General features: G+C 41.8%; 12 protein-coding genes. 7 read left to right on the top strand and 5 right to left on the bottom strand.

The features are described from left to right. The first annotated feature begins 13 nt into the window (after positions 1-13). The 4 genes from msbA to GQA99_RS12420 all read left to right on the top strand — a co-directional run bounded on the left by msbA (position 14) and on the right by GQA99_RS12420 (position 4,027). The gene (msbA, locus tag GQA99_RS12435; RefSeq protein ID WP_160054204.1) at positions 14-1,825 is read left to right on the top strand and encodes a lipid A export permease/ATP-binding protein MsbA; all 1,812 of its coding nucleotides are present in this window, start codon (positions 14-16) and stop codon (positions 1,823-1,825) included. Between the two features lie 12 nt (positions 1,826-1,837). Continuing rightward, a complete protein-coding gene (gene lpxK / locus GQA99_RS12430; protein ID WP_160054203.1) occupies positions 1,838-2,845 on the top strand; it encodes a tetraacyldisaccharide 4'-kinase in 1,008 nt (335 codons plus the stop codon). Further along, positions 2,835-3,011: a Trm112 family protein gene (locus GQA99_RS12425; protein ID WP_160054202.1), complete on the top strand. Its 177-nt coding sequence runs from the start codon at positions 2,835-2,837 to the stop codon at positions 3,009-3,011. Before lpxK ends, GQA99_RS12425 begins: the two co-directional genes overlap by 11 nt. A gap of 260 nt (positions 3,012-3,271) precedes the next feature. After that, entirely contained in the window at positions 3,272-4,027 is a 756-nt protein-coding gene (locus GQA99_RS12420; RefSeq protein ID WP_160054201.1) for a BUD32 family EKC/KEOPS complex subunit, read from the top strand. A 151-nt stretch (positions 4,028-4,178) separates the two neighbouring features. On the opposite strand, the gene GQA99_RS12415 is transcribed toward GQA99_RS12420, so the two are convergent. The 4 genes from GQA99_RS12415 to GQA99_RS12400 form a co-directional block, all read right to left on the bottom strand. Then, positions 4,179-5,066: an MBL fold metallo-hydrolase gene (locus tag GQA99_RS12415; protein ID WP_229785881.1), complete on the bottom strand. Its 888-nt coding sequence runs from the start codon at positions 5,064-5,066 to the stop codon at positions 4,179-4,181. 104 nt (positions 5,067-5,170) lie between these two features. Further along, a complete protein-coding gene (locus GQA99_RS12410; protein ID WP_160054200.1) occupies positions 5,171-8,236 on the bottom strand; it encodes an efflux RND transporter permease subunit in 3,066 nt (1,021 codons plus the stop codon). After that, on the bottom strand, positions 8,233-11,484 hold the full coding sequence (locus tag GQA99_RS12405; RefSeq protein WP_160054199.1) for an efflux RND transporter permease subunit: 3,252 nt from the start codon (positions 11,482-11,484) through the stop codon (positions 8,233-8,235). The genes GQA99_RS12410 and GQA99_RS12405 overlap by 4 nt, the downstream gene beginning before the upstream one ends. 12 nt (positions 11,485-11,496) lie before the next feature. Further along, complete coding sequence (locus GQA99_RS12400; RefSeq protein ID WP_160054198.1) at positions 11,497-12,570, bottom strand: efflux RND transporter periplasmic adaptor subunit; 1,074 nt, start codon at positions 12,568-12,570, stop codon at positions 11,497-11,499. A gap of 315 nt (positions 12,571-12,885) precedes the next feature. On the opposite strand from GQA99_RS12400, the gene rhlP reads away from it, so the two are divergent. Beyond that, entirely contained in the window at positions 12,886-13,734 is an 849-nt protein-coding gene (rhlP, locus tag GQA99_RS12395; RefSeq protein ID WP_160054197.1) for a rhombotarget lipoprotein, read from the top strand. A 210-nt stretch (positions 13,735-13,944) separates the two neighbouring features. Here the strand turns inward: rhlP and GQA99_RS12390 are convergent, their stop codons facing one another. Beyond that, positions 13,945-14,436 (bottom strand): OmpA family protein, encoded by a 492-nt coding sequence (locus tag GQA99_RS12390; RefSeq protein WP_160054196.1) that lies wholly within the window; start codon positions 14,434-14,436, stop codon positions 13,945-13,947. 344 nt (positions 14,437-14,780) lie between these two features. Between GQA99_RS12390 and GQA99_RS12385 the strand changes: the two genes are divergently transcribed. Further along, a complete protein-coding gene (locus GQA99_RS12385) occupies positions 14,781-16,745 on the top strand; it encodes a serine/threonine-protein kinase (RefSeq protein ID WP_160054195.1) in 1,965 nt (654 codons plus the stop codon). 54 nt (positions 16,746-16,799) lie between these two features. Further along, the gene (gene tagH / locus GQA99_RS12380) at positions 16,800-18,140 is read left to right on the top strand and encodes a type VI secretion system-associated FHA domain protein TagH (RefSeq protein WP_160054194.1); all 1,341 of its coding nucleotides are present in this window, start codon (positions 16,800-16,802) and stop codon (positions 18,138-18,140) included. Positions 18,141-18,143 lie beyond the last annotated feature (3 nt).

The raw sequence follows: 18,143 nt of genomic DNA, 5'->3' as shown, positions 1-18,143 counted from the left end.
AGTATTGGATTCAATGTCTGCATCAACTTCGAATGAAAAAAATGAAATGTGGGTCGTTTTTAAACGCCTAATGACTTATGTCGCGCCAATGAAAACCATGTTTATTATGGCAGTGCTTGCGCTACTGACCTATGGTGCCGTCGACGCCGCTTTTATTGCCTTTATTAAGCCGTTTATTGATGAGGGATTTAGCCAAACGCCTTCGGTTGTTGCTGGCGTCGATGTGCCGACTCACGGTGGTTTTAATGCCGATAATGACATTATGTTTATGGCGCCAATTGTGGTCATTTTAATGTTCACCTTGCGTGGGGTTGCTAACTTTGTATCGACCTACTGTGTGTCATTTATCAGTGCACAACTGATTATGGACATGCGTCAGCAAGTGTTTGAGCACTATTTACGATTACCAGTGAGCTACATTGACCGTGAAAATAGCGGTAATTTAATCTCTCGAGTGACCTTTGACACCGAGCAAATAGCTAGAGCATCTGGCAGCGCGCTTATTTCTATCGTGCGCGACAGTATGACCGCAGTGGGTATGTTGGCGATTATGTTCTATTACTCGTGGAAACTGTCACTGTGTATTTTAGTAATAGGGCCGATTATCGGTATCGTGATAAGCGTTGTGAGTCGTCGCTTTCGTAAAGTCTCTAAGCAAATTCAATCAGCAATGGGCGGTGTTACCGCAACCACTGAGCAAATGATTAAAGGCCATAAAAACGTGTTGGTGTTCGGTGGTCAGAAAACTGAAGTAGACCGTTTTTTCCACGTCAATGATCGTAACCGTTATCAAAATATGAAACTCGCCGTTGCTCAGGCGGTGAGTCAGCCATTGATTATGGTGATAGGGTCGTTTGCGTTGGCATTTGTATTGTATGCCGCGACTTGGGACAGCATGAAAACTGATTTAACCGCGGGTACGTTTGCGGCTATTTTAGGCGCCATGCTAGCCATGTTACAGCCGATTAAAAACTTAACCCGTGTGAATGCTGAGTTTCAGCGTGGTATTGCAGCGTGTACCACAGTATTTGAATTATTAGACACCGCGCCTGAACCCGATAATGGCCCGTTTTCTATTGATAGAGTTAAAGGAAAGTTGCGTTTTGATAATGTAACTTTTGCCTACCCAGAACAAGCAAAACCGGCACTTAATGGCATTAACTTTGAAGTGCAACCGGGTAAAACCGTGGCGTTAGTTGGCCGTTCTGGCTCTGGAAAATCAACGATTGCCAGTTTGATAACCCGTTTTTATGGTGGCTTGAGTGAGGGAGATATCACCCTAGATGACACCAGTATTTATGACTATCAGCTCAAATCTTTGCGTAATCAGGTGGCATTAGTGTCACAGCAAGTGACGTTATTTAATGACACCTTTGCGAACAATATTGCTTATGCCTACCCAGGTGAAGTGAGCCGCGAACAAATCGTACGCGCAGCAGAACTTGCTTATGCCATGGAGTTTATTAACACCTTACCGGATGGACTTGATACACCAGTCGGCGAAAACGGCGTGTTACTTTCTGGTGGTCAACGTCAACGTATTGCCATTGCACGAGCCATGCTTCGTGATGCGCCAGTGCTGATTTTAGATGAAGCAACCTCAGCATTAGACACCGAATCTGAAAAAGCCATTCAAAAAGGCTTAGATAATTTGCGCCATAATCGTACCTCAATTGTGATTGCCCACCGTTTATCGACCATTGAAAGTGCCGATGAGATTTTGGTCATTGATCAAGGGCAAATTGTGGAGCGCGGTAATCACAATGAACTGATTGCCCAAGAGGGCATTTACGCGAATTTGTACAAGATGCAGTTTAGTCAGTAAGGGTTCGGTGGAATGCAGCAATTAATCCATCGTATTTGGTATCAGCATCATTGGGCTAAATGGTTATTATTGCCACTGTCCTGGTTGTTTGGTGTGATATCCATGCTAAGACGAACTTTGTTCAATCTGGGTATTGAGCACGCTACCACATTGCCTGTGCCTGTCATTGTGGTGGGCAATATTACCGCTGGTGGCAGTGGTAAAACACCTACTGTGATTTACCTGATTGAATTGCTGCGCCAACAAGGTTATACCCCTGGCGTGATTAGCCGTGGATATGGCGTTGATATACCAGGTTGCCTAGCGGTTAATGCGGGGGCTAAAGCCACTGAGGTTGGTGATGAACCTGCCATGATAGTGGCTCGCACTCAGGTGCCCATGGTGGTTGGCGCGAAACGTGTCGATGCTGCCCATATGTTGTTAGCCAATAATGATATTGATGTGATTATCAGTGATGACGGCTTACAGCATTATGCGTTAGCCCGCGATATTGAAATCGCCTTAGTTGATGGCGAGCGTCGATATGGTAATCAATGTCTTATCCCAGCTGGGCCGTTACGTGAAGGGCTATGGCGTTTAAACAGTGTTGATTTTGTGATTAATAACGGTGGTCCAGCCTATACCAATGAAGTGCTGATGAGTTTAACGCCCGCACCGTTAATCCAGGTTGATAATACTTTGACTCAACAGTTTGACTCACAGCAGGCTGTAGTTGCTATGGCTGCTATCGGTAATCCGCAACGCTTTTTTAATACCCTGAGCCAATTAGGTTATAAAATAGCGAATGCGGTTGAGTTTACTGACCACCAGGCATTTGACTCCGCGCAACTGCATACATTGTCTAAAACACACCCATTAGTGATGACAGAAAAAGATGCGGTTAAATGTCGCGATTTTGCTGAAAGTCACTGGTGGTATTTACCGGTAAATGCGAAGCTTACCCCAGAATTTGATCACGCATTGTTGAGCCAATTACAGCAAGTGGCTCAAACTAAAAAAGGACTGTCTCATGGCATTTGATAAAAAACTACTCGAAATTGTGGCTTGCCCTGTATGTAAAGGTAAGTTGGAATACGACAAAACAGCACAACAATTGATCTGTAAGTTTGATAAGTTAGCTTACCCTATTACAGAAGGTATCCCGGTGCTGTTAGAAAACCGTGCGACACCTTGGGTTGCTGAATAAACCGTAAACACGTAAATCGTGATATGGTGCTTTAAACGTCCTTCGGGGCGTTTTTTTATGCCCGTGTTTCAAACTTTACTGAATTCCGTAACGGATGTTATCGATGTATTTGGAATGTTAACACGCTATAGAAAAAGTGAAGGTAAAACGCTAAATGCATATCTAATAACAATAAAAACCATTGGTTTAATTGAACTTATTATCAGTGAGGCAGATAATTTACCTATCAGTAATACACGTGTTTTTGACTAGGTAGTCTTATGGCTGAACATGAAGGTTTTCAACAATTAGTTGCTGAAGTCATTCGTGAACATCGCGGTGAGCGAGTGGTCTCGTTTGAGTTTCAAGGCAAACGTTATTGGCTTAAGCAAGTAGAGAAACTCGCAGGCGCTATGCGTTTGCTTAAACAAAATTCAACACACGCATTACACAAAGAAATAGACGTACTCACTGAGTTGGCTAAGCATGGCGCACCTGTGCCTGCGGTGGTTGAAGTCGGTGATGGTTATATGGTGATTGAAGATGCGGGCGCAACCATTAAAGAATTGCTTGCCCATGATAAAGCAGCCCTCTGGCCCAACATTCTTAATGATGTCGCAATTGCCTTGGCAAGGTTGCACGCTATGCATTTTTCACACGGTCGTCCGGCTCTGCGTGACATCAGTTGGCAAGATGGCGAGGTCAAGTTCATTGATTTTGAAGCACATCAACAGGACAAATCGATAGTATCGCAACAAGTGAGAGATTTGCTGGTGTTTATTCACAGCTTGTATCGCTATATTGGCCCTCGAAATGCGTTGATTTCTCACGCTATTGACGCTTATCGCTGCGCAGGGGGCGAGGCGATATGGCAAAAAGCTAAACAATTTTTAGCGTCTTGGCAATGGTTGTATTATTTTGCTTGGTCGTTTCGCTATGCTGGTGGCAAAGATTTAAAACCCGTGTATTGGGTGCTTTGGCATTTTAGGCAACAAGATAGATTACCGTGCGAGACTAAAACAAAAAAAGCTTGCTGATGGGCAAGCTTTTTCGATTTTATACCACTATTGAGATTTAGTTTGGGTATTTAGTGTTGTTGCTTAGTGTTGTTAATCAGTAAGCGTTTTATCGATAGTTATTCAGTGGCTCTTATTCATTGACTGTAAGTCACAAATAGAACGTCAGTTATTACTCGTCAGCTTTTGGACTGAGATCTTCATACAAGGTGTCTATCCATTTTTCTGCTGAGATAAACTGCCATCCCCAATCTTTATACTCTTTTGGGACGCCTTGTTGTTTGATTTTAGCCAGGTCGTGACCCATTTCAATTTCGCCGCGCATCCAATTAATACAATCATCAAGCATATGCTTAAATTTCAATAATTCATTACGGGTTGCTAGTTCACCATGGCCTGGGATCACCTGCACCTTATTATCGAGTTTATCTAAAATTGCGCTGACATTGTCACGATACCCTATTACTGAACCGCCACCTTTTAGGTCTATGTAAGGAAAGCGGTCTTTAAAATACAAGTCGCCCATGTGGATAATGTTGGCTTTTTGCCACATGACGACACTGTCACCATCGGTATGGCCAGGACCTAGGTGAATCACTTCTAGGGTATCTTGATTAAAATGAATCGAGATGTTTTCAGCAAAGGTAATGACCGGTAAGGCTGATTTTGGGGTTTTGCTGTCTTCACGTAATCGTTTTAATACATTGTGGTGAGCTAAAATGGTACCCGTAGCGCCAAAGTGTGCATTACCACCAGTGTGATCGCCATGGTAATGGGTATTAACAATGTATTTAGGTGCTCCAGCTTGTATCTCATTTAATGAGGCTGAAATTTTATCGGCCAATGGGGCGAACTGATCATCAATAATCAAAATACCGTCGCTTCCCGCTGACACGCCAATGTTACCGCCAGCACCCATAAACATATAGGTATTGTCATTCAGCTTTTTTGAGGTGATGTTGACATCGCTCATGCTGTCATCGGCTATTGCACTGCTACTGATCGCCAATATGGCCAATGCACTTAGTTTAATCATCTTTGTTTGAAATCTCTGTTTCATATTTGTCCCTTTATTTGTGCTGGATAACCGGTAATCAACCATATTAATACTGATGCTCTGGCCTGGTTGATCACTTTTAGGTTGCAAGCTTGTTATTAAAAATCTTATCGGGTCCAAGGTAACACCTTTTGGGCAAAATTGTTGGCTAAACCCAATCTAATCGCAGCCTTATGGCGAACTAAATATAGTGCTTGATAACACAAAGGCACTAAATATAAGCTGGTGACAGTGGAGAAGGTGAGTCCGCCGATAATGGCAATGGCCATTGGTGAATAGGGTGGGCCGCCGCCACCGATTTGAGTATCGCCCATGGCCAATGGTACTAAGCCCAGTACGGTTGTCGCTACCGTCATTAATACCGGACGTAAACGGGTAATACACACGCTAATAATGGTATCGCTGAGTTTGTCTAAATCCGGTGTCATTTGATTAATTTGATCCACCAATACAATACCGTTATTGACCACAATACCCATTAAAATCAAGATACCAATCATAGCCATGACCGACATCGGCGTGCCCGTTAACCACAAAGCCCAAAATACCCCAGTAATGGAAAACATTATCGAGGTGATAATGGCGGTGGGTAGCAATAATGATTCAAACAATGCCGCCATGACGATATAAATCATCGCGATAGCTAAAATCATGTTCACTGCCATGATAGATTGGTCTTCATCTTGACGTTCAAAACCACCACGTAGTGAATAGCCATATCCGTAAGGAAAATTCACCGAATCCATGACTTGGGTGATTTTCTCTTGTGCTTCTTCTGTGGTGAAATCATCGAGGTTAGCGCCAATCGACAGTGCAGTTTGGCGATTAAAGTGCCTGATGGTGTCAAAGCGTGGCACTACCGTGGCTGTGGCTAAACTGTCGAGAGTATAAACACGGTCACCCTGGCGAATAATCGGCAATTGTTTGAGTTTTTCAAGCGAGTTTTGCCAACTTTTATCATAAGCCAGCTCAATACGAAGTTCACCGCTTGGGTCATGCCTAAATGAACGTAAAGGTGACCCTCTAAGGGCGATTGCAATGTTTGAGGCGATATCGCTTAAGGTCAGATCAAGCCTTGCAGCCATTTCACGATCTATCACCACAATCACTTCTTGTTGTGCTCCGTTGACTTCTGATCTCACATCAACAAGGCCATCAATGTTACTTAATAACGGCAAGACTTGTTCGCTGAGGCGAATAAGCTCGGTGGTAGAGCGGCCTGTTAATGTGACCCTTATTCCGCTATTTTCATTGCCCCAACCAAACTGGGGAGTGGCGATTGAAAACTTAGGAAACCCCTCGCGGATCATCTTTTTCAACTCGCTCATTTCTATTGGAATATCTTTTTTTAGTAAAATGGTTGATTGCGCATCGTGTGGCGCGTAATAACTGTATACCGCGTCGATATAAAAGGTGTCTTTGTTGCTGTAGAGGTAATCCTCCATACGATTAATCATCGCTTCGGTCACCGCCAAATTATGCCGACCTTCTAATTGATAGTTGATGTATAAGCGATCATTGCCTTCACCATCACCCTGGTCTTGTTGCACTAGGCTTAACGGCAGGGCAGTTGAAATGAGTAGCGCGATAGCAATCACACCAGAACGTTTAGGGCGGGTTAATATCCAGGTTAAGCTGCGTTGATAAAACAGCCCTAAACGGTTGTGGTCATTAACGGGCTCAACCTCAAAGTGAAACCGATTAAGCATCAGTGGAATAAGCGTTTTAGCCACTAATAAAGAGGCGGCTAACGAGATGCAAATAGCCACGGCAACGTGTTCTAAAAAGATGGTCAGCTGGACTTTAACGCCAAAAATATTGGGTAGAAATACGATTGCAGTGGTGAGTGTGCCCGCCAATATCGCCAGTGAGACTTTTTCAACGCCTGTTAGTACTGCCAGCTGATTGGCTTTTATTTGGCAGGTATCATCGATATGCGCGGCTTGCTTTTCTTGCAGTACACTTTCAGTGACTACCACGGCATTATCAATCAGCATGCCGACGGCTAATAACAGACCCATCATGGACAAAATATTCAGGCTGTAGCCTAAAAAGTACATTCCGGCCAAGGTCATGCATAACGAAATCGGCACAGATGATACAACGACTAAAGTCATTTTGAGATTGCGTAAAAACAAATACAACACCCCAAATGATAATACCGCGCCCATTAAGCCAGACAACAATAAATCCTTAAGAGATGATTTAACGCCGTAAGCCTGGTCTTCCATGATAAACAGCTTAATACCATTAAATTGCTGGTCTTGTTTAACCTGCTCGATGACCTTAAGCACCCGATCAGACACTTCAACAAGGTTAGCGCCCGATTCTTTAAATACATCAATTCCTACAGCATATTTTTGATCTAAATGGCGGCCTTCTATTTTTTCTGGCAAGGCGTAACTGACCGTTGCGATGTCTTGTAAGTGAACCCCTGGCACAATCACCAGTGCATTGATGTCGTCTAGGCTGGTAAATTCACCTTTTGGTGTCACCTGATACACCTGTGAATTGGTGCGAATGGTACCGGCGCTAATGACAAAGTTTTCGGATAATAAACGGGTGCGTAAATCGAGGCTGTTGATCCCAGACGATGCGAGTTTGTCGGCATTTAATCTAATTTCAATTTGTTTTTGTTCTACACCATACAGGGTAACTTTAGACACCCCATCGACGCGCTCGAGTGGTTTACGTAACTGCTTATCGAGTAAATCAAATGCGTTTGAAAGTTCGCGCTCGCTTGATATACGGATAGTCAGCACGGGCATGTCGGCCGTCGAAAATTGTTGGATCATGACTCGCTCGACATCGGTCGGCAGTAAGTGCCGCACTGAATCGATTTTTTCACGCGCTTCTAAGCTTTTCGTGGCAACGTCTTCACCCCATTTCATATTAAGCTGAATAAAAGCGCCATCTTGGGTTGAGTCTGAGCGCACTTCTTCAATGCCGCTCATGGTAGCGAGCGACTCCTCTAACACTTTGGTAATGTCACGTTCAACTTCAGCAGGGCTAGAGCCTTTGTAAGGCACATTAACCACAATTTGTGGAATATCGATGCCTGGAAACATCTCTAACGGCAGCATGCGGCTCGCGGCCATGCCAAAGAGCATTATGGCCAAGAAAAACATGCTGGTGGTGACCGGACGCTTTATTGCTAATTGAGTGATATTCATGCTGGTGTCTCCGCATTATTTATCGCTGTGTCATTAGCCGTATATTGCTTACGGTCAAATAGGGCATAAAGCGCTGGAATAACCAGTAATGTCAGTAATGTTGACATGCTTAAGCCAAAGATGACGGTAATGGCCATGGGGGCTCGCACTTCACTGCCATCGCCCATGCCAATCGCCATGGGCAATAACCCGAGTGTGGTGGTGAGGGTTGTCATCATAATCGGGCGTAAACGCGATTGCGCAGCATCATTAATGGCGCTGAGTTTATCCTGGCCTTCACGGCGCAGCTGGTTAATACGGTCAACCAATACAATGGCATTATTTACTACAATCCCTGCCAGCATAATAAGTCCAATAAACACCACCACACTTAGGTGTGTCCCGGTGATAAATAACCCGACAATACTGCCAGCCACTGCCATTGGCACCGCAATCAGAATCAGCAACGGATGCAATAGTGATTCAAACTGGCTTGCCATTACTAAGTAAACCAGAAAGATGGCCAACACTAAGGCGATTTTAAGCGAGTCAAATGAGTGTTCCATCTCTTCGTTCTGCCCACCAAAACGTGCCTGGATAGAACTAGGCAGTTGCTGTTTAGACAAGATTTGTTGCGCTTCGAGCACTGCTTCACTTAAATCCCCGTAAGCTAAGTTTGATGACACAATCGCCACCCGTTGTTGGCTTATACGGTTAATAGCTGAGGGGCCAATTTGTAAATGCACTGCGGCAATCGCACTTAGCGGGATAGGCTGCTTGCTATTAGGGTTAATAATCAATGATTCTATGTCGCTTATTTGGTCGCGTTCGGCTAATTCGCTGCGCACTAAAATGTCAACTTTACGATCTCTAACCGTGAATTGACTGGCAATAGTACCACCCACACGCTGCGCTATGCGATTAGCGACCGTTGGTGCATCCATACCTAATGCTGCTAAACGTTCATGATCAAAGCGAATACTGATCTCCGGTTGGCCATCTCGCAATGTGGTGTTGATGTCGCTAAAGCGGTCATTTTCACCTAAGGCTTTCACTAGCTGATCAGCACTTTGCTTAAGTAAACTTAAATCATAGCCCGAAAGCTCAATTTCTAACGGGGTTTTAAAACTAAACAGTTCAGGGTGCTCTATTTGCGCTTCAAGCTCAGGAATATTACGAGCGGTTTTGCGAAGCACCTGGCTGACGGCATTAAAGGCTAAATGGTCGGCTAATACTACTTGTAAACGGCCCCAGTTCTCACCGCCACGTGCAGTGTCTGATGTCATTAATCCGCCGCTACCAGCCTGGCTGTAGGCATGTTTTACATCATCGCGGTCTTTAATCGACAAGGCCAGTTGTTGTAAAACTGCATCTGTCTCACTGACTTCGGTGCCGGGCGGCAATAATATTTCGACATAGAACTCGCCCTGGTTCATGGGCGGAATAAGCTCCATGCCAAGCCTTGGCAACAAGCTGCTCGATGCTAAGGTCATTACCAGCGCGATAACAACAGTGAGCACTTGATGACGCAGCGCATGGTGTAAAATACGGTAATAAAATGATTCAACAAGGCGATAAACAGCATTAAAAGCGGCGCAAATGGGGGTTAATATTAATCCCAATATACTGCTGACGAATCGACTGATAACAATAATCGCGGTGAGTAATCCTGCGGGTAAATAGCTGAATAATAATGCAAATGGAAATTTTACTATCGCCAAGAGGTAATATCCAATTTTGCCTTTAACGCTAGTGGGTTTGGCCACTTTTGGCGTTTCGACCGGTTCTGGCAGGCTGGTAAATCCTTGGCGAGATGCCAACATCGGGATGGCGGTTAGCGCAACAAATAATGAAGCCAATAACGCAAAGGTCACTGTTAATGCCTGGTCTGCAAATAATGCCCCGGCAATTCCGTCAACAAACACTAATGGTAAAAACACGGCTAGCGTAGTTAAGGTTGAGGCAAAAATAGCCCCAGCAACTTCTTTACAGCCGGTTACCGCAGCATCAACTTTACTCATTCCGAGTGATTTATAACGGTCAATATTCTCCAGTACCACAATGGCGTTATCGACTAATAAACCGATAGCCAGCGCAATACCGCCAAGTGACATAATGTTTAAGCTTATATCGGCAAAATACATCATATTAAAGGTGGCAATGACCGAGAATGGGATAGATATGGAAATAATCAACGTGGCAATAATATCGCGTAAAAACAGATAAATAACCAACATGGCCAATAAGCTACCAAACAATGCCGCCGAGGTGACTTCATTGACGGCACTTTCAATAAATTCAGATTGATCGTAGATGACTTTTAATTGATTTTTATTGTCAGCGACATTGATTTTGGCCAGTTCATCTTGCAACTTTTTAGCGACAGCAACCGTATTGGCATCACCTTCTTTATAAATGGCGAGTTCAATCGACTCCATGTCACCAATACGGGTGATGTCACTGCGTTCTTTGAAGGCATCTGTGATTACCGCGATGTCTGATAATCTCACTAAGGTTTGCTCGTTACGATAAACAATGACCTGGCCAAGCTCTTCGAGTGAGTTGAATTGATTTAAGGTTCTGACGAGGTATTCTTTGTCACCTTGTATGACTTTACCGGCAGATAAATTGATGTTTTCTTCATTAATGCGACGTTTAATTTGGTCAGCATTGAGGTTTAATTGGCTGAGTTTTTGCTGATTTAGCTCAATATGCACTTCTTGCTCGAGTCCACCCGACAACCTAACGGCTGCCACGCCTGACAACGCTTCAAGGCGACGCTTAAGTTCTTCATCGGCAAAGGTGCGCATTTGTTTAAGTTGCTCTGCATCAGCGTTGGGCACTGAAAATGCTAAGCGCATAATGGGATCAAGATTTGGGTTAAAGCGTAATAACAGCGGTTTATTAATGTCTAACGGCAACTCAATGGTGTCGATTTTTTCGCGCACCTCTAGGCTTGCCATGTCCATATTGGTGCCCCATTCAAACTCGAGTACCACATCAGACATACCAGAGCGGGAAATCGAGCTGATTTTACGCAAGCCTTTTACCACACCGACCGCTTCTTCTATGGGCTTTGACACCAGTTGTTCAATCTCAACCGGCGCCGCGCCATCGTATGCCGTACGAATGGTTACACTAGGGTAGCTTAAGTCGGGTAGCAACTTTACTGCAAGGCGTGAAAATCCAACCATACCAAATAGCATTACGGCAAGCATGAACATCCATACAGTCACCGGACGGTTAACTGAGGTATTTATCATTGACATGATCTTGCTCCGTTATCGAATGGCTGCAAAGCTAAGTGGGGTGATAATTTCTACCAAGGATTGGTCTTTGAGGTTTTGCTGGCCGCGGATCACAATTTGCTCACCTGCGCTAACGCCCGATAAAATCTCAACCGTGTTGTTTTCACGATAACCCAGGCTAACTTCTCGGCGCTCTGCTTTAGTGTCTTTAATGACATACAAGGCTTGAGTATTGTCCTGGTTTATCAGGGCATTGTAAGGCACGGTTAATACATTTTGATGAGTGTCGTATTTAAGCTCGACGCGAGTAAACATGCCCGCTTTTAAGGCTGCATCTTGATTGGGTACCGCTAATGTCACTTTAAAGGTACCGCTTTGGGCATCAACAATTGGACTTATTCGCAATACTTGTGCATCGATACTGGTTTCATTATTACTTTGATGTTGCTGCACTATGCTGGCATGTTGGCCAATGCGTAAGCTGGATAATTGTTGTTCTGGTAGATGTAAAATCCCATGGAGTTGGTCTTGATTGACCACATAAAACAGTTCCTGAAACTCTTTAGCCATATTACCTAGTTTGATATGACGCGCAGCAATCACACCATCAATAGGTGAGGTGATTTGGCTTTCTTTAACTTGCAGCTCGGCGAGATCGCGTTGTGCTTTTGCAGCTTGTAAGTTGAACTCGAGTTTAGCCATGGCATCTTGGCTAATAAACTCTTTATTGCTCATTTTATTTAAACGATTTAATTCTTGCTCAATGATTTGTACTTCGGCTTCGGAGCGATTGAAATCGTAACGTTGGCGTTTAGCATCAATCACCGCAAGCACTTGCCCTTTAGTGACTCTATCGCCTTCTTCAACATTAATTTGCTCAACGATTCCGGCTATGCGGCTCATAACATGAGACTCTTCTGGTGCTTCGAGTGTGGCGGTTGTGCTATAAAATGACGACACATTACCCGTCTCAACCAGCGCTGTTTCAACCGGGATAGCAAATTTTTCTTCTTCTTTTGCTTGCTCTGCTTCTCCATTGCAGCCACTTAATGCTGCAATGCAAAGTAGTGGGATTGCCAATTTTTTCATGCTGTTGAACCTATCCATGGGGTACCTGCCAGTGTTATATTTTTAATTAAGTGACGGTTGAGCATAATGCTATGCCTTAATTAATAAACGTCACGTTATCATTTGTAACGAATGTTAATTAACGTCGATAATCAAATAGAAAGCACATAGCGTGCCAATAGTTTTATCTGTTATGTAACAGGGGTTTGCTTGGTTTTTGTGGGTGGGTTAGTAAAAATGACAATGTTAAAATAGTGAAAAAGATTAACTTTTAATGAGATCCGTTAATCGACTGATTAACGAGTATTTGATTGGGTATATACACGGATATAAGTACAACAAAAGGAAATTTGAATGAGAGTAACATGGTTAGTTATGGTCGCATCTGTCAGCCTATTATCGGCTTGCAGTATGTTAGTGAGCCAACAAACGGGCAAGCAATCTGTTTCAAGCAGTTTAATGGATTTCCTTTATCCTGAAAAAACAGATAAAGCCGCCCACAGTCCAGAAATACCGGTGTTGAGTTTACCTGTTAATGTTGGGATTGCTTTTGTCCCATCAGCCGGTTGGAAAGGTGATGCCATTCATAATAAAGATCAGTATGAGTTACTCGAAAAAGTCAAAACAGCATTTATGAAATACGATTATATTGACCGAATTGAGGTTATTCCCAGCACGTACCTGGCTGGTGGTGAAGGCTTTACTACATTAGACCAAGTAGGGCGCTTATACGATGTCGATGTGATGGCATTGGTGTCTTACGATCAAGTGACTCAGTCGGTAGAAAATAACGCTGCATTGTTGTACTGGACGATTGTTGGTATGTACGTTATTCCTGGAAATGAAAACACAGTGCAGACTTTTGTCGATACTGCAGTGTTTGATATTAAAAGCCGCAAAATGCTCTTTAGAGCACCAGGAATAAGCAAGCTCGAAAAACGCACTACTGCTGTCGGTATAGACGAAACATTGTCTGAAAAGTCGATGGAAGGATTTAATATCGCCGTGACGGATATGAGTCAAAACTTAGAAGATGAATTAGCGCGTTTTAAAGTGAGAGTAAAAGAAGAGAAAATCGCTAAGGTCGAACACAAAACTAATTACAGCGGTGGTGCGATCGATATTTATTTTAACCTGCTGATATTACTTGCTTTGTTTGTAAGGTTAAGAATCGCTAACACAAAAAATCACTCAATATTTTAGTGTGGAAGCAGACTCAAGTGGCTTTAGTGATAATGATTTAAATATTAAAACGTTAATAAGTATGTCGAATGGCTGTAGCAGTATTGATTTAAGTTATTAGAATAAAACAAAAAGGCCCAGCTTAACATTCACTTAGGCTGAGCCTTTTTATTAATCACCATAATAAAGCCATATTTATATAGCTGTATCACCATGATTTATCAGTGTAATTTACAACGTTTTACTTGCAACGGCAAAGTTCACTCGACGAATTTTAGAGCGTTCAGAGCGAGATAGTTTAACACCACGATCTTCAATCACTTTAGTACTAGACACTAATTGTTCATTAGATGTACCTAGCGATAATAAATATTCGACTAAACCATCAGCACGACGCTGTGCTAACGCTTTATTGTACTTAACGGTACCTTTATCATCAGTAAAACCTTGTACATCGATTTCTTTATCAGAATGGAAAGCAAGGTAATCCGCAATACAAGTCATGTGAGTATCAAGTTTGCTGTATGACTTATCGCTATTCACTTCAAAATACACAGGTCTAAAACCAACAATCGTTTCATCCTCTGCTTGTAAAGTAAATTCGATACACTCAGGAGAGGTTGTAAAAGTCTTAATGGGTTCAGATACAACAACGGGGGCGGTTTGACAGCCCGTAAGTGCAAGTAAAACGATAGCGGGTAATAAAAGGTTAACGCGTTTCATATTTATATTAGTCCTTTAAAAATGTGGTCCATTAAAAAGAATGCGTAAATTACCGATAATGTTTTATTGGGTCAATATAAAAACCATTTTTTTAATGATTTTAGATTATATTTTTAATGTAAAACATTCTTTGTGATGTTTTTTGTTATCAATACATACTAATGGGTGTGCTATTTTTACATATTTGATTAAATTGTTTTTTGAATCTTTTTAAATGTTGTTTTTTACTTGTTCTTGCTGCAACATATCTGGGTAACTTTGATTCACTAGGAAGATAGTTTACATACTTTAGGATAATATGAAGGGATTAACCTGTACTTATGGATAAGAGTAAAGCACCAAACATGTCTACTGAAGATAAAACAGTCGTCGCTGGATTAGAAAATGCTGGAACTAATACCAACAAAGTGAATTTGATTGGAAAATGTTTCAAAAGCAGATATTTAATTGAATCTAAAATTGGCCATGGTGGTATGAGCGATATATACCGAGCCAAAGATCTCTATTTAGAATCTTTAAATGTAGCAGAACCATTTGTTGCAATAAAAGTACTATTATCCCAATTATCTAATATTCCTGAAGCCCAACAAGTCCTTATTAAAGAGTCCGTACAAACTCAACTATTATCTCACCCTAATATAATTCGTGTTTATGATGTTGACACTGATGATGGTTTTCACTTTATGGTGATGGAGTGGTTAGACGGTGAGTCATTAGATCAAGTTATTAAACGTTCAAAGCCATTGGGGATCAACTTTAATGGCTCCATAAAGATTATTGAACAGATAGCTTCGGCACTGTCGTATGCTCATAAGCAAGGTATAATCCATACTGATTTAAAGCCTTCAAATATTTTTCTTACTCGTGAAGGTAATATCAAAGTATTTGATTTTGGTGTCGCTAAAAACTTACAGCAAAGAGAAGACCAGTATGCTTTTGCTGAAGCGGATCAAGACTCTCCTTTAACAGGTTATACCCCAGCTTATGCAAGCTATGAACAGTTATCTGGACAAGATGCATGTATTGCCGATGATATTTTTGCTTTCTCATGCATTAGCTATGAGTTGTTAACGAGCAAACATCCTTACAAGCGTATTGCTGCAAATGAAGTCGATTTAACGAAAACTAAATTGGTTAAACCAAAACATATTAGTTTACGACTATGGCCAATGCTGAAGAAAGGCTTAGCACTTCAAAAAGCCCATCGTGCATCTTCGATTGAACAAATAAACAAAAAATTTCACAGCAAAAGTTGGCCTTTACCTACTGCGATAGCTGCGGGTGCCGTTATTGCTGTTGTTGGGGTGCAAGTTCAACAATATTATCAAGTTCAATTAGATGACTTGCAAAGTAAAGTCGCTAAAACAAGCAAAGCACAAAATGAAGTTGAAGCGTTTCAATATATTCCCGCTACTGGGTTATTAGATCGCATAGATGATATTCCTGATGATAATGCCTTAATCAAAAATGGCTTATTAAAAATACATCAAGTAGAAGTATTAGATATTGTCGAACAGCGTATTGCTTCGTTGCCTAAAAGTCATAATGGCTTATATCAAGATTACGAAAAAATCGCACATGTTATTGAGGATGTAGAACGTTATTATCCAGATTCGATTCGTTTATCACAAATGAAGAATCAGGCTGAACGCAGCAAGCAATCTGTGATTGATTCTCTGTCAGAACGTTTAAGCTTGTTATTATCTCAAGCTCGTTATAACGAAGAGGGCAGTAATAATATCCAGTCTATTGTTGATGGTTTAGCTTTCGTAGAACCCAATTATCGTTATATGGCAAGCACAGAAGAATATACGCTGTTTGCAACAACATTTAATAATGCGTTAAAAAGCCACAATATTAAACAGATAGGTGCATTAATTACGACGGGTGAAATGATATTTGCCAGTTACCCTGATGCGAAACCGCTTATTGCATACGGTTCAGAATTAAAAGTGGCTGTAAAAGCGTTGAATGATTATCACAATTCAACGGCGAAAGGGATCACTGTGAGTTACCCATATGAGGCTGCTGAAGTGTATTACCGAGATACTTTTGACCAATTAACATTGCGATTAGAAGCCATTGACGATCCTAAAGATTTACAAAAATTTGATCGAGATGTGAGAGATCTTGCAACAAATTTACCAGAGGACTTTAAGCCATTACAAACTCTTGATAAGCGTTTAGCGGCTTCATTTTTACGTCAAGCGAATATCTATCTAGAAAAACAATATTTGAAAACAGCACGAGAATTATTTGCTCGAGGCAATGAGATGTATGAACGCCTAAATGGTGTACAAAGGCTATAACTGACAAGCTATTGATGATGAGTCTATAAGTTGATGAAGGACGATATAATAAAAATGGAATTATCGCTAGAAATTGTGAGTTATCACAGATTATCCCCTGAGCAAATCATAACTAAAACAGTGACTGATTCGTTAACTTTGGGTCGTTCAGAATCATGTGATTGGTATTTACCAGACCCTGAAAAAGTGGTTTCTGGCACACATGCAAAAATTACCAAACGCAATGATGGCTTTTATATTGCTGATTTATCAACGAATGGTCTGTATGTAAACCGTGCTGTTGATGCGCTTGGTGCAACCCGTGAACATAAAATAGATCATGATGATTTACTGACGTTCGGCGATTATGAAATTAGCGCTAAGTTACCGATGCAGACTGCAGATGCGAGTCATATACAGCATGCTCAAGTTGCTGCTATTCCAGCTAAATTAGAGACGTCTATCACCCCGCAAAAAATGACTTCATCAACGTCATCATCAATGTTTAATTCTGAATTTGACTCTGATATTGCAGGGTTTGATTCTGCTATGTTGTTAAAGCAATCTAGGCAGCAGTCAGCAGGCTTATCCGAAATGAACGCTGACTTGCAAGACCACTTTCAACCCCCCGTGGCGATCCCAGAAGAATGGGATAAAGATATTTTTGGTCAGAATTTACACAGTAATGTTATAGCCTCTGAGCCGATGAAACCTGTTACTCAAGAGGTTCAGGCGACTATTGCTCCTGTAAAAGTAACCGAGACAATTAATACTGATATCTCCAAAACGGTCGCGGCGCCTTCTCAATCGCGAGTGAGTCACCAAAACGTTACGCCATCAGGCTTAAGCCAAGCATTTTTTAAAGGATTGGGAATAAATGAGCAAGATTATTCTGGTGTGCTAAGTGAAGAGTTGATGTTTGAACTTGGGCAAAGTATGCAGTTAATGTTGACTGGTCTTATGGACTCCTTACGCCAGCGATCAAAGCTAAAAACAGAATTTAGAATTAATCAAACTACGTTCCAACAGCGAGAAAATAATCCTTTAAAGTTTTCTGCCAATATTGATGATGTGTTTCAAAATTTATTTTTAAGAAAAAGCGCCAGTTTCTTATCATCACAACAAGCTATTACAGAAGCATTTAATGATGGGCGCAAACATGATACCGCATTAACAGCTGGTACTTTAGGTGCTATTCGTGGGTTATTAAATCAATTAGATCCTGATTTAATCGAAACTAAAAGCCAAAGCCAATCGTTTACCGGGTTGTTGGTACCTGGACAGAAACAGGCCAGGCAATGGAAAGTGTATAGAAGCTTACATTCAGATCTTAACACTGAATTCTCGCAAGACAGTGCCGCCGCATTATCAGACGATTTTGTTAAAGCATACGACAATAAAATCAAAACGTTATAATTA

It is taken from the genome of Shewanella litoralis (genome assembly GCF_009828585.1).
GTDB classification, from domain to species: domain Bacteria; phylum Pseudomonadota; class Gammaproteobacteria; order Enterobacterales; family Shewanellaceae; genus Shewanella; species Shewanella litoralis.
The sequence above is the reverse complement of the archived record's forward strand: the minus strand, read 5'-3'. Positions and strand labels throughout refer to the sequence as shown.